Consider the following 13,092-nt stretch of genomic DNA (forward strand, 5'->3'; position numbering starts at 1 on the left):
AGGACGCGTCTTCTGCGTGGTGCGGCCCGGCCGGGAGCCACACGTTGAGCCCGCGGCTGTCGGATTGCCGCCACTCCTGGCCCACTTCTCCTGGTTTGCAATGTCATTCACAAGGATGACACCGGTCGGCCCGGGATGGTCGACCTGTTGACGCCGTGCGGTTCCACGGTGATGCATCGTCCGCCGGGTGGTATCCGGGAGTGCACTCGCCTCAATCAACTCGCCCACGAGTTCCACACCGACCGCAGCGCGATCGTCCGCGTCGCACTGCACCGCTTCCTCACCGCGGCGGGACGATTCCGGCACCCGGTTGCTCCGCGAAGACGCCCGCACCGATCTGACCTGCCGCACCCGCGTGTACGTCAACCCCTCCACACTGGTCCGGCTCGAGCAGCTGATCAGCCGCAACGGCGACCCCCTCACCTCTGCGGCCATTCGGGTCGCGGTCCGCCGACTCCCCGACGACCCGGGAGACCTCGCCGCCGACCTGGCCACGATCGGCGCCGCCCGCGACCTGACCCCGGAAACCCTCGGCCCGCGCACGAACGTGCACCTCGACGACGACCTGCGCGACCAACTCGACACCCTCGCCGGGCAGCTCGACTCCGACCGCGCCGAACTCATGCGCCTGGCCGCCCGCCAGCTCCTGGCCAACCCGCGAGACCTCGAGAAGGCGGTGACCGAGGAGATCTACCGCGGGGACGCCAACCGGGCCAGACTCCTCGCCCGGAACACCCGCCGGCAGACCGCGGACCAGGCCACCGCCGAGCCCCCTGTCCGCAAGGCGCCGAGCCCGCAAGGGAACCCGTTCGGGAAACGGCACGTCTTCCGGTTCGATGAGGACACCAAACGCCGCCTGGAAGACCTGGCGGACGAGTACGGTCCCCGCCGGCTGTCCGCGCTGCTCCGCGGCGTCGGGATTCGCAGACTCATCGAGAACCCGGCAGCCGATGAGGCACTGGCGCAGGCACGCCGCGTCGCCGCCCCGCCGCGCACAGCCCGGGTCGACGTCGCCCTCGACGACGAACTCCTCGCGCACCTCGACGCCCTCGCCGAACGGCTCGGCTCGAACCGCCAGGAACTGGTGCATCTGGCGGCCACACGCATCCTCCGTTTCCATCACAACATCGAGAACCGGATGCTCGACGAGATGTTCCGCGCCCCGACCAGCCGGAAACACCTGCTCGCCAAACATGCCCGCCGTGAGCGGATTCGTCGGAGAGATCGCGGCAGCGGCACCTGACCTGCGAGAATGGGCGGTGGGTCGGGTCTCGCACCACCGGAGGACCCATGTCTTTCGTTTCTGCGCCTCGCTGTCCTCGCGGCCACCGCGGCCGCCGCCCTGTCCCTGACCGCGGCGCCCGCACACGCCGCCCCAGCGCCGAGTGGGTGCGACATACAGTTCTTCGCGGTCGGTGCCATGTCGACCTGCGCACCCGGATCGGTGAAGACCCACCAATTGGAACTGGTGTGCGCCCCGTTTACCAATCTGATTTATCCCGTCAACACCATCACCGTGTGGGGGCCGGAGGTGCCCACCTTCTTGCCCTCCATCGCACTGTGTCCGCCACCCATCTACTTCGCGCTCGGCCCCCTGGGGGACACCCGGGTGCACACCCGATAGGACCAGCCCCCGGCTGCTCCTGCGCCGTACAACCGGCATGTGACCTGCGGAAATGACACGTCCCCGGGGTCGGTTGCCCTGATCGGCCGCGGCCGCCAGTAGGGTTCTGCCTGCTGTATCGAGACGTGAGAGATCGGGGAACTGTGGCGTGCAAGGTAGTTGTCGAACTGGTCGACGACATCGACGGAACCGTCTTCGGTGGGGACGGGGAGAGCATCACCTTTTCCGTCAACGGGGTGGATTACGAAGTTGATCTGAAAGGCAAGCACGCCAGCGAGTTTCACAAGCAGATCGGATTCTTCATTGAGCACGCCACCCGGGTCGGTGGCCGCAAACGACGTTCCGATCGTTTCGCGGTCTCGGACGCCCCGGTGCGGCGGCGCGGGAACGGCAAGGAGATCCGCGCCTGGGCGGCCGAACAGGGCTACGAAATCTCCTCGCGCGGGCGCATTCCCGCCGAGGTCGAGCAGGCGTTCCAGGACGCACTGAACGCGAAGGAGCGTTGATGCGATCGCTGCGTAATCCCTGGTACCGGGCCTCGGTGCGCCGAGCGGCGAGCGCGCATTGGCTGACCACCGGCAGCCGCGGGTTACGAGGCATGACCGGTGAGCCGGTGGAACTCAGCGACACCGAGGCGGCTACCGTCCTCGCTGCCCTGGTCGAAACCACCGGTGGTCGGTGGCCGGCCCACCCCGCGCGTATCGCCCGCACGCTCCGCCGGCTCGGCATCGACGGCAACACCGAGCAGATGGCCACTGCCATCACCGCTCTGGTACGCGACCCGGACTGGTCCCACCGCGCCCGAGAGATCACGTCCAGCGCATCGGACTGGTAAGCCGGATTGGCCCATTGACCTGGGGAGATGACATGTCCCCATCGACCGCAGTCCGGGCCCGGCTATTGGCACAGGGAAGCTCTCTAGTCAGGCGTTCTCGCTCTGCTTGTTCGCCACTTCGCCGACTGCACTCTTGAGCCACCACCGGAGATTCCGCCTTCCGACCAATCGCGCACCATCTCCGAACCGGCTTCGTTCCTGCGAAATGAACGGAACCGAATTGCCCTCGACCACAGGCTCTTGTGTCCAACGGTGCGGCGACCCGTAGATCGCATTGAGGGCGTCGCGGTCATTTCCCAGCTCTACTAGCTCATCTTCGGAGATTTCATGGTGATGGAGCGGATCGGGAGCACCATCATTTCCTACTCGACGATTGAGCTCCTCGTAGAGCCTGACCAGCTCACCAGCAGCCTCTCCCACCTCGGAATGTCCGCGCAGACGTTCGATAAGGAAGGGCAGTACAGGGATGAGGGCCCTTCCTTCTGCGCGGTCGATCCAATCGTCTTCCCAACCGAGGGTTCCGTCGGGGCTTGTCTTTGGCTCCCCGAAGAGCTGACGTGCTCCATCGACGGTATATCCCTGGTCGTACAGTTCTTGGGCAGTGATCCACGACTGCTCGGGCATTTCACTCCTGCTCACTCTTGTTACGAGCTTCTCAGTCGGACAGTTGCGCGGTGCTTGGCGCGAAGACAGTGAATCCGCCAGGTGATGGTTTCTCCAAGGACCCCCGCACGCGCTCGGGCGTGTCGCTCAGCCGGACAGTAGTCGCGCCAGCTGAAAGTCAGGTCCTCAATGGTCCGATCCGCCGCTGGGTCAGCGGATCCAGGTCAGAGGTTCCAGAGTCGGAGTAGCGCGGCACGCAGGCTGGCGGAGATGATCCGGTGATCTGTGGTCAGCCGGGGATTGGGGTGCCCGAAATCGGCGAGCTGTTGTTCGGCGTCCGCAACCGAGACCGGCTGCAGATCCGCCCGAACGAGCAAGAGGTGGCCGAAGGCCCTGTGCGTGTGCGGAATCGCGATGGCGTCTGAGTCCACGACTGCCGGCGGGTAAATCCAGTCATTGTCGTCGGTGAAGATGAGAACATCGCCACGCCTGAGGCGGGCGCGCCGGTCGTCGAGGCGGAACCATTCGAGCTGATATGTCGCTGCGGGCCCCGCGGTGGCGGTGTGATGCCGGCGCGCCTGGGTGTCCCAGGTCTGTTGCTCGGTGACGCTGGGTTCGTATTCGACGATGTGCCGCAGGAACATCCGGGTCACCCGTGCAGGAAGGAAATCCAGTTCGGCGCGCAACCGGCCACCGATCCCGGGTATCGGCACCGACCGACCGATCTGCCATGCGGTGGTGGCGTTGTCGAGAAACGCCTGATCAACCTCGGTGATCTCCTCGATACCGTCGATGAACGTCCAGGCGGCGGCCACGACCTCCGGGTCGTCGGTGATGACCACGGCTTCATCGGCGATGGTCGAGCTGTGGGAGGCATTCGCGGAGCCGATGACCGCCCGCCGACTGGTGGCGATGACGTTGGCGTGCAGGTTCGGCGACGACAGGACCCTCACACCGGCCTCGACATAGTACGCAAGCGCAATCGGCGAGGTCACATGCGCGCGCACCGCCGCCCGGGAGGCGTTCACGACGAGGAGATCGCCGGCCCGCAACGGCAGCAGAGTGGGTGCGTCCTCGCCGAGGTAGGCGATCGCGGCGTGACGCGGCCCTCTCACTCGAATGGCGCGGGTGATGTGCGGCCAGGGACCCGGCCCGTGAAATGTCGTCCCCATACGTCGAACGGTAGCGCGGACGTGATGTGCTGTACCCCTATTGGCTCGGACCCGGAGCGTACGGTGCAGCCCATGAGGCCAAATGATCCCGCCGGTCTCTGCGAAAAGCTGTGATGAACTGCGGATATGACACGTCCCCATCGTTTCTGGTCGACGCCGCCGCGTCCCGCCTTACAGCGGCGGCGGCGGTTCATCCCCGTGGACGAGCCTCCACCACAGGGTCGCGCGCCGACGAGGGATCGGGCCGACGATGATCACGTCGGCCCGATCTGCGGCGGCGAGCATGTAGGGCCGGCGGCGTTCGCGCCATTGCGCGGCGACATCCTCGAGGCCGTCGATGCTCATCGGACTGTCGAGGGTCTCGCACGCCAGTTTCAGCCACGGGACGAGATGGCGTTCGGCTTCCCGGCTGATTCCGTTGCCCGCGAGGGTGTTCTCGACGAGAAGAATTGTCAGATCGCGGCGGATCCGCCACCGCAGTTCAGCTTGATCGACAATGCAGGACCGCTCGGTGGCCCGATCGTGGTCGGCGCCGGTCGAGTCGCCGGGGGCGGTGCGAAGCCGTCGGGTGGTCCTGCGGGGTACTGCCCCGAATATCTCGGGTCGTTGGTGTTGATCGAGGGTGCGGGCGTGGGTGCAGGCGTCGCCCAGTTCGGTGAGCGCGGGCACAGATGGCCGCCGGTGGGTGGCGAGTTGGGCGAGCATATCGGCGCCGAGGTCTTCGGCGCGCGCAAAGACTTCCAGCCCGTGCCGGTAGCGCAGGACCGCGGCGTTCTCCCAGTGGCGGGCGAGTGCGCGTTCGCGGCGGGGGAGGCCAGCGACAGCTGCGAAAAATCGTTCCTGGGCTTGGCGTGCTCTATCCCGTAACTCGGTGTCCGCGGCATCGCGGCGGTCGGGGGTGAGGCCGTGCAGCGGGATCAGCGCTTCCCGCAACTCCTGCGCAGCGTAAGCGAGGTTTTCGAGATCGACGGGGTGGGCGCGCGTGCGTCGCGTGGGTCCAAGCGCCATGCTGGGAAGCTTAACCGGACCGGTAGGGCCGCGATTGCGGCGCCGACCGCGACCGAGCTTGCCGGCCGGGTGAGAACTCGCACCAGCGGCACCGGCTATACATCAGCGCTGGCGATAGTGGTGTCGCATCAGCCCCAGAAGTGTCCTTTGACCAGTAGAAATGACACGTCCCCTGCCCCGTGGTTGCGTGCGCTGGTAGTCTTGTCGCCGCGCTCCCACCCGGGAGATTCCTGAGGTCTGTCGTGGTCGGCTTCAGAAGTGGCAATGAGCTTGTGGCACAAGTGTATCCAAGTGCCGCAGCCCTCCCCGGGTGGATCAACCGTGTCGATTCCGCCCCCGGGCGTCGTCCTCGATTTTGTGGGGCAACGGCGACTGACTGTCTGACAGGGGATCGGATCGAGACGGATGGAGGAACCGCATGAGCGAGCAACGTCGACGTGACTTCAAGGTCGCACCCTTCGGTGGGCGTGCAGATCGGACATCGGAGGAAGCAGCGCCCGCAGACCGTGGTCCGGCAACCGGCCAGCCGGCCGGGTTAGTACTGCAACGGCACTTGCTTGACAGGTAGACGATACTGGTTGTGTGGTCCTCGATCTGGTTGCTGCCGAGTTGGAAGCGTTGCATGAGCGGATCTCCAGTCGGTTCGCCCGGTCGGAACCGCGGTCCCGGGTCCGTGAATATGTGACGGGTTTGGTTGCGGGTCTGGAACGCAAGAACGGGTGGACCCTCGCCGAGCGAGCCGGTGAAATGAGCCCGGACGGTATGCAACGCCTGCTGCGGCGGGCCGACTGGGACGTCGACGGGGTCCGCGACGACGTGCGTGACTATGCGGTCGAACGCCTCGGCGATCCGGCCGGCGTGTTGATCGTCGATGACACCGGTTTCCTCAAGAAGGGCACCCGCTCGGCCGGGGTGCAACGCCAGTACTCGGGCACCGCCGGGCGCGTGGAGAATTGTCAGATCGGGGTGTTCCTCGCCTACGCGTCCGGCGCCGGGCACGCGCTCATCGACCGGGAGCTCTACCTCCCCGAGTCCTGGACCTCCGACCGGGACCGGTGCCGCGCCGCCGGGATCGGCGACGAGGTGGAGTTCGCGACCAAACCCGTTCTGGCGCAGCACATGATCGAACGCGCCCTCGACGCACAGGTCCCATTCTCCTGGGCCACCGCCGACGAAGCCTACGGGCAGGTGAAGTACCTGCGGGTCTGGCTCGAGGAACGCGACATTTCCTACGTGCTGGCCACCCGCCGCAACGACGACGTGTTCACCCCGGATGGCCGCGCCGGCCGCGCCGACGAGATGATCGCCGCGATCCCGCCGAAACAGTGGCGCCGCATCTCCGCCGGCGACGGCGCCCACGGCCGACGCGAGTACTCCTGGGTCCGGATCCCGATCCGGATCGCCTGGGCACCCGGGCGCGGGCACTGGTTGCTCGCCCGCCGATCACTGTCGGATCCGACCGAGATCGCGTACTACATCTGCGCCGGACCCCGCCGCACCACGCTCACCGAACTCGCCACCGTCGCCGGCTCGCGGTGGCGGGTCGAGGAATGCTTCCAACAGGCCAAGAACGAGGCCGGCCTCGACCAGTACCAGGTACGCACCTACCGGGCCTGGTACGCCCACATCACCTTGTCGATGCTCGCCCTCGCCTGGCTCGCAGGCACGAAAACCGAAGCCATAAAAGGGGAATCGGAACCGATGATCAGGACATGATCGGCTACACGGTACCCGAGATCCGCCGCCTACTCGTGTATCTGATCCTGCGACACGCCCACCCCGACGAGCACACCTGGTCCTGGTCACACTGGCGGAGACGCCGACAACACCAGGCCCGCACCTCCCACTATCGAACCCGCGGTCACCTGCCATAAGTGCCGTTGCAGTATTAGGCCGTCGTGGGAATGGTGATCTCGGCTCTGCCATCGATGGCCGATAGCAGGTAATGCGGGCAGGTGACCACTTGCCGCGGCAGGGGAATCGCCCGGCGGTCGGTGTCGAGGTAGAGGCGGTATGCGAGCTGCCCGCGCCGATGGACGCCGGTGCCTGGGTCGACGGAGCCGAGGAAGTACCCATGCGCGGAGTCGAGGGTCGAGAAGATCGCCCGCGCCCACTCGGCAGGCTCCGCGGGCGGCAGATGCCGTGGCACGCCCGTCTGCGCGTCGACGGTGTGCACGATGACCATGACGGCGAACCCGGCCGCCGCAGGGAACCACTGCTCGGCCGCGACGTCGAACGGTGCAATGGACGTGTGAATCCGCAGCTCGATGTGCGTTTCCGGTGCGCGCCGCGGCTGTGACGATGTGGGGATCCGACAGCAACCCCGAGGCGAGTGGCCAGCCGGGCCCCTGCCCTTCCGGCCACGGCCAATCCGATCGCTGTGACCATCGCGCCGAGCACGGGCGTGCGTCGCGACCGTGCTCGGGTCAGACCCGGCACCTGCTCGGCGAAAGTCTTTGCCGTGCAATCAATTTTGTCACAGAAGAATCGACGCACCCGAAGGCCGATCATGCCCGGATGCCCACCGATCGCAGTGTCGGCCAGCTGCCGGCGGTACCGGGAATGCACGCGAGCGGACTCACCATCACAGCCCGGACACCTGCCCCGGTCGCCCTTCGGCTCCGCCGAAATGCGGATCGTAGAACCGACCCGATGCACCCCCGCGACAACGACACCAACCAGATGGGGCAGCAACGCCCGCACGCCCTCGAAATCACACGCCGACGATCCTCACCCGCCGCAGGTCAGCACACCGTGGCGACACGCCGAACACCTTCACGAAAAGTGCGCCAGATCCACTTTCGCCGAGCGTCATCACCAGAGCCGGGGCAGTCCCTAGGGGTCAAGTCCATGGGGGTGGTGTACGAGGGTCATCGCGTGACTCCTCGTTGGTGAGTCAGGCAGTCAAGGCCGGTGTCACCTCCTCGGTGGACTCGGTGCTGCTGTCGGTGGGCTTGTCGTTGCGGGAACGGGCCAGAACGTCCAGGCCGAGATAGCGGCGCCCTTCGATCCACTCGTCGTGTTGTTCGGCCAAGACCGCACCGACGAGCCGGATCAGGGCGGTACGATCCGGGAAGATTCCGACCACATCGGTTCTCCTGCGGATTTCCTTATTGAGGCGCTCCTGCGGATTGTTGCTCCAGATCTGTTTCCAAATCTGCTTGGGAAATGCGGTGAACGCCAACAGGTCCGGTCGTGCTGCGTCGAGGTGGTCAGCGACCCTCGGCAACTTCTCCGACAGTGCGCCGATGATTCGATCATATTGGGCATGAACAGAATCCGCGTCGGGTTGGTCGTAGACCGAGTGCAGCAACGTCTTCACCCAAGGCCACGATGCCTTCGGGGTCACCGCCATCAGGTTTGTCGAGTAATGGGTTCGGCACCTCTGCCACGAGGCGCCCGGCAGGGTCCCACCGATCGCCGCCACCAGCCCGGCGTGCGCATCGGAGGTCACCAACCGCACCCCGCCCAAACCGCGGGCGACGAGCGATCGGAAGAACGCCAGCCAGCCGGCACCGTCCTCGGACGAGGTCACATCCACGCCCAGGATCTCGCGGTAGCCCTCGGCGTTGACGCCGACCGCGACCAGGGTGTGTACATTCACCACCCGACCGTTTTCCCGCACCTTGAGCACCAGGGCGTCGGCGGCGACGAAGGTGTACGGCCCGGTATCGAGCGGGCGGCTGCGGAACGCCTCGACCTGGGTGTCGAGGTCCTTGGCCATCACGGACACCTGCGACTTGGACAGGCCGGTGATGCCCAACGTGTCGACGAGCCGGTCCATCCGCCGGGTGGAGACCCCGAGCAGGTAGCAGGTGGCAACCACGGTAGTCAGGGCCTTTTCGGCGCGTTTGCGACGCTCGAGCAACCAATCGGGGAAGTACGAACCGGACCGCAGCTTCGGGATCGCCACGTCGAGGGTGCCGACGCGGGTGTCGAAGTCGCGGTGCCGGTATCCGTTACGCGAGTTGGTGCGCTCCTCGGAGCGTTGTCCGTAGCCGGCGCCGCACAGTGCGTCGGCCTCGGCGCCCATCAGGGTGTGAATGAACATCGTCAGCAGCTCGCGCAGCAGGTCGGGGCTTGCCCCGGTGAGTCGGTCGGTCAGGATCTGCTGCAGGTCGATATCGTGGGCACTGGTCATCGCGTGGTCCTTCATCGAGTGACTTTGGTAGGTCTCTCGAAGAGTCACGCGATGGCCACCTTCGTTGGCTACGACACGCCGGTCAGATGCGGAACCGCTTCATACACCATCTTCATGGACGCAACCTCCCTAGGTCCGCTCTGGAGCCCTAGCATGGACCGCCTCATGGCTCTGCCCGCGCACCGTGGACTTCGCTCCCAACCTGCCCACGAACCCAGAGGCAAGGTGCGGCGATACCTGCCCGGTAGCTATGGTCGCCACCTGGTTAGGAGAGACGTGGACTGGTGAGGAGAGTGACGTGGAATGGGGCCGAGGCCGCAGCGCCGCCTTATGCGTGTTCGACCACCCAGGCCGCGATTTGCGCCCGAGAACTAAATCCAAGTTTCGTGAGGACATGTTCTACATGACCTTGAGCGGTGCGCGGTGAAATTACGAGTTGGGCAGCGATTTCCTTGTTTGTCATGCCTCGTGCGACAAGATCGGCGACCTGCTGTTCCCGTTTGGTCAGTAGGGTCGGAGCGACGGAGCGTGCCGGTGTAACCGATGGCTCCTCCAGGGCAAACGAGACGGCAGATTCGAAGCTCATCGTGTCACCCTCCCGGCTAGCTGCTGAGAAGGCCCGAGAACCCAGGCCCTGACGGGTGATGCGCTCACATTCGTCATGGGAATCGGCGAAGTTCGCTATTTGGACAACGGAAATTCCTCCTTGTCGCCGCAACGCCCAGGCGGCGGCCATGAGAGCGGCCGCACGGTGGAATCGGTTCTCGCTCGCTTCGATCCAAGCGAGTACTTCAAAACACCAGGTTGCCCCTGTGGGGTCATCGGACTGTCGCGCCAGTTCGAGCCCCTCTCGTAGCAGCTCCACTGCACGGTCGCGGTTACCCTCCTGCCAAACCACGAGTCCGAGGTTCCACAAGGAACGGCCCCGTGACGCAGATTCGCCGTGGGTTCGCGCGATTCGATTCGCCTCTTCAAGACAGTCGATGGCCTGTTTGGGTTGTCCGAGTAGTTGGTGTGCCAGCCCGAGTCCATGCAGGGTCATGATTTGCTGCGTGAGGTCGTCGTCTCGGCGGAATTCGCGCATTGCCTCGGACAGAAGGGCGACTGCGCCTTCCGGGTTATCACGGTGAAGCGCCAGGTACCCTTGAGCGCGCTGTATGAGGGCGCGATCTCGTGTTGTTCCCAGGCTGTCGGCGATCGCATGTCCTTCGTCGAGCAGTGCTATTGCTCGCTGTAGGTCATCCTGCCTCGTTGCGAGGATGCTTGCGGCGTAGAGCCCCTTGATGCGCAGCGCAGGCGGTTGCTCCGCTTCGCAGGCCAGCGCACGTTCGATCCAACGTCGTCCTTCGGTGAATAGACCTCGCGAGTACCAGAACGGAAGGAGTGCGGCGGCCATTTCCAATCCCGCCTGGGCACCGTCCGGGGTCGACAGGCTGAACTCCATCGCCTCACGCAGATTGGGCTGCTCCCGATCCAGACGTGCGAGCCAGTCGAGTTGGCGCGGACTGATCCATTCCGTTTCCGCATCTAGCGCAGTCTGTCGATACCAATCTCGATGCTGAGACCGCAATACCCGCAGTTCTCCGGCGAGCTGCAGCTTATTCTGTCCGTAGTCGCGCAGTGTCTCGAGCATGCGGAAGCGGACCCTCATGCCCGCCTCTTCACGGATCAAAATCGACTTGTCCACGAGCGAGGTCACTTGTTCGAGCAGATCATCACCTTCGTCTTCTATGCCGTATGCGGTCACGAACGATGCGGCATCGAGCTCGAAAGGTCCCGCGAAGACCGCCAGCCTCGCCCACAACTGTTGTTCTGCCGGAGTGCACAGATCATGGCTCCAGTCGATGCTCCACTGCAGAGTTTGTTGGCGGGTCGGCGCTCCTCGACTGCCGCGGGTGAGTAACGCATACCGGTCGGCAAGACGTTGCAGAATCTGATCAGGGGTCATCGCCCGCAGTCGTGCGGCCGCCAACTCGATTGCCAGGGGCAATCCGTCCAGGCGATAGCAAATTTGAGCTGCGGTTACGCGGGTCTCCTCCGTGAATTTGAAACCCGGCACCGCGCCAACTGCGCGTTCGGCAAACAGGGCGAGCGCCTCATCGTTGGGACTGCCCGGCACCGGCGGGTTCTGATCCGGATCCGGAACCGTCAACGGTGGCACCCTCAGCACGGCTTCTCCTCCGATGCCGAGTGCCTCGCGGCTGGTGGCGAGGATCCGCAGACCCGGACACGAGCGCAGTAGTGCAATGCTCATCTCCGCCGCCGCATCGATCACTTGTTCGCAGTTATCGAGTACCAGCAGCAGCTCTCGTGTGGCGAGATAGTCCACAAGGATCTGCAGCGGATCGGCCCCTTCATGGCGCACGTTGAGTGCGGTCGCAACCACCTGAGACAGCAATTGCCCATCTCGCAGGTCACCGAGTTCCACCAGCCATACCCCTTCGCGGAAGGTCCGCTGCACTTTATCTGCCACGCGAAGAGCGAGGCGGGTCTTGCCCACCCCGCCAATGCCGGTCAGGGTCACCAGGCGCGACGCCGACAGAAGCGTCTTTCCCTCGGTCACCTCGGCTCTGCGACCGACGAAACTGGTCAGGTCCAGCGGCAGGTTGCCCCTCCGGTCCGAAACCGAGGGCTTGGCCGCCGACGGTTGGCGATTCGGTTGGGGATCGGTGGCACCAGACACCGGTCGCAACGAGTTGTCACCGCCCTGTGGAGTGGCGGGTTCGGTACGAATTGGGATCTCGTCGACCGCAAACCCAAGATGTGCCTGGATCTGCTGCAGACGCTCGCCGAACGCCGCCGCAGACGGCCGGTCCGCTGCGGTTCGCGACATCGCGTATTCGATAGCCGCACTTACCTCGTCGGCGAACCCGTGTATGCGCAGATCCGGCACAGGCTGAGTGGTGATTCGCAGGAACTGGGCCACAACCTGCTCGCCACTGCGTCGTTCGAATGCCGCGTGTCCGGTAAGGGCAGTGAACAGGGTGGCCCCAAGCCCGTAGACATCAGAGGCGGGAGTCGGGGAATCCCCACTGAGAACTTCCGGCGCAGTGAAGGCGGGGGAACCGGTGACGGTGCCAGTAGTCGTCTTGAAGGCGTCGACGACGTGCGCGATGCCGAAATCTGCCAGGACTGGTTCGCCGAAGTCGGAGAGCAAAATGTTTGCTGGTTTGACGTCTCGGTGCACTATGCCGGCTCGGTGCGCCGTTTCGAGCCCTCCGGCCGTTTTCACCCCCAGGCGCAGTACTTCCTCCACGGTGAGTGGACCGTGTCGACGGATCCGGATGTCGAGCGAGTCCTGTGAGTGAAATGGCATCACCAGGTACGGCCGTCCGCTGTCAGTGGCACCGACCTCAAGAACGCTCATGATGTTCGGGTGTCCTGTCAGCCGACCCATTGCCCGCTGCTCTCGGAGAAACCGCGCCCGATTATCGTTGTCCATGTCGGTGGTGAGGACCTTCACTGCCACAGTCCGGTCCAGGGTGGACTGGATGCACCGGTAAACCACTCCGAAACCGCCGCGTCCGATCTCATGAACGTCGTCGAATCCGGCGGCGCTTAACTCTTCCGCAATGAACGGAAGCACGTCGCGATGCGTTCGGAAAGCGTCGCTGTCACTCATGAGCTACCTTGCTTTCCACCCCCGGCCCAGTGAACCAGGCGGCCACCGTCCAACGGAATGTGCTCACGAGGATATCGCTGCTTGATA

Annotated in this window: 10 protein-coding genes and 2 pseudogenes; 5 read left to right on the forward strand and 7 right to left on the reverse strand. The window is 65.0% G+C overall.

What is annotated here, in order from left to right; translation table 11 throughout:
* Nucleotides 1–310 precede the first annotated feature (310 nt).
* The 4 genes from RHA1_RS48420 to RHA1_RS42485 all read left to right on the forward strand — a co-directional run bounded on the left by RHA1_RS48420 (nt 311) and on the right by RHA1_RS42485 (nt 2,459).
* Nucleotides 311–1,243 (forward strand): ribbon-helix-helix protein, CopG family, encoded by a 933-nt coding sequence (locus RHA1_RS48420; RefSeq protein WP_237727109.1) that lies wholly within the window; start codon nt 311–313, stop codon nt 1,241–1,243.
* 9 nt (nt 1,244–1,252) lie between these two features.
* Nucleotides 1,253–1,624, forward strand: a complete 372-nt coding sequence (locus RHA1_RS42475) for a hypothetical protein (RefSeq protein ID WP_011600203.1) — start codon at nt 1,253–1,255, stop codon at nt 1,622–1,624.
* A gap of 143 nt (nt 1,625–1,767) precedes the next feature.
* Nucleotides 1,768–2,130, forward strand: coding sequence for a histone-like nucleoid-structuring protein Lsr2 (locus RHA1_RS42480; protein WP_011600204.1), 363 nt, complete (start codon nt 1,768–1,770; stop codon nt 2,128–2,130).
* The gene (locus RHA1_RS42485; protein ID WP_011600205.1) at nt 2,130–2,459 is read left to right on the forward strand and encodes a beta/alpha barrel domain-containing protein; all 330 of its coding nucleotides are present in this window, start codon (nt 2,130–2,132) and stop codon (nt 2,457–2,459) included. Before RHA1_RS42480 ends, RHA1_RS42485 begins: the two co-directional genes overlap by 1 nt.
* Before the next feature lie 87 nt (nt 2,460–2,546).
* Here RHA1_RS42485 and RHA1_RS51075 read toward each other — a convergent pair whose 3' ends face one another.
* The 3 genes from RHA1_RS51075 to RHA1_RS52730 form a co-directional block, all read right to left on the reverse strand.
* Complete coding sequence (locus RHA1_RS51075) at nt 2,547–3,083, reverse strand: hypothetical protein (protein ID WP_167541012.1); 537 nt, start codon at nt 3,081–3,083, stop codon at nt 2,547–2,549.
* A gap of 203 nt (nt 3,084–3,286) precedes the next feature.
* Nucleotides 3,287–4,234: a phospholipase D-like domain-containing protein gene (locus tag RHA1_RS42495; protein ID WP_050787670.1), complete on the reverse strand. Its 948-nt coding sequence runs from the start codon at nt 4,232–4,234 to the stop codon at nt 3,287–3,289.
* Nucleotides 4,235–4,405: 171 nt separating this feature from the next.
* The gene (locus tag RHA1_RS52730; protein WP_011600208.1) at nt 4,406–5,242 is read right to left on the reverse strand and encodes a hypothetical protein; all 837 of its coding nucleotides are present in this window, start codon (nt 5,240–5,242) and stop codon (nt 4,406–4,408) included.
* A gap of 582 nt (nt 5,243–5,824) precedes the next feature.
* Here RHA1_RS52730 and RHA1_RS42505 point away from each other — a divergent pair.
* Entirely contained in the window at nt 5,825–6,958 is a 1,134-nt protein-coding gene (locus RHA1_RS42505) for an IS701-like element ISRhosp3 family transposase (protein ID WP_011600209.1), read from the forward strand.
* Between the two features lie 172 nt (nt 6,959–7,130).
* Here RHA1_RS42505 and RHA1_RS42510 read toward each other — a convergent pair.
* The 4 genes and pseudogenes from RHA1_RS42510 to RHA1_RS42520 all read right to left on the reverse strand — a co-directional run.
* Nucleotides 7,131–7,557: pseudogene (locus tag RHA1_RS42510) on the reverse strand (N-formylglutamate amidohydrolase); the annotation flags it as partial.
* A gap of 169 nt (nt 7,558–7,726) precedes the next feature.
* Nucleotides 7,727–7,945: pseudogene (locus tag RHA1_RS53110) on the reverse strand (transposase family protein); the annotation flags it as partial.
* A 193-nt stretch (nt 7,946–8,138) separates the two neighbouring features.
* On the reverse strand, nt 8,139–9,383 hold the full coding sequence (locus tag RHA1_RS42515; protein ID WP_011598806.1) for an IS256 family transposase: 1,245 nt from the start codon (nt 9,381–9,383) through the stop codon (nt 8,139–8,141).
* Between the two features lie 328 nt (nt 9,384–9,711).
* Nucleotides 9,712–13,005, reverse strand: coding sequence for a protein kinase domain-containing protein (locus RHA1_RS42520; RefSeq protein ID WP_011600212.1), 3,294 nt, complete (start codon nt 13,003–13,005; stop codon nt 9,712–9,714).
* Nucleotides 13,006–13,092: the final 87 nt, after the last annotated feature.

It is taken from the genome of Rhodococcus jostii RHA1 (assembly GCF_000014565.1).
Classification (GTDB): Bacteria; Actinomycetota; Actinomycetes; order Mycobacteriales; family Mycobacteriaceae; genus Rhodococcus_F; species Rhodococcus_F jostii_A.

What these genes read in the sequence shown, in the direction of transcription:
- RHA1_RS42475 (WP_011600203.1), top strand. Translation starts at nt 1,253, where the DNA reads ATGGGCGGTGGGTCGGGTCTCGCACCACCGGAGGACCCATGTCTTTCG.
- RHA1_RS42485 (WP_011600205.1), top strand. Translation starts at nt 2,130, where the DNA reads ATGCGATCGCTGCGTAATCCCTGGTACCGGGCCTCGGTGCGCCGAGCG.
- RHA1_RS51075 (WP_167541012.1), bottom strand. Translation starts at nt 3,083, where the DNA reads ATGCCCGAGCAGTCGTGGATCACTGCCCAAGAACTGTACGACCAGGGA.
- RHA1_RS42495 (WP_050787670.1), bottom strand. Translation starts at nt 4,234, where the DNA reads ATGGGGACGACATTTCACGGGCCGGGTCCCTGGCCGCACATCACCCGC.
- RHA1_RS52730 (WP_011600208.1), bottom strand. Translation starts at nt 5,242, where the DNA reads ATGGCGCTTGGACCCACGCGACGCACGCGCGCCCACCCCGTCGATCTC.
- RHA1_RS42515 (WP_011598806.1), bottom strand. Translation starts at nt 9,383, where the DNA reads ATGACCAGTGCCCACGATATCGACCTGCAGCAGATCCTGACCGACCGA.
- RHA1_RS42520 (WP_011600212.1), bottom strand. Translation starts at nt 13,005, where the DNA reads ATGAGTGACAGCGACGCTTTCCGAACGCATCGCGACGTGCTTCCGTTC.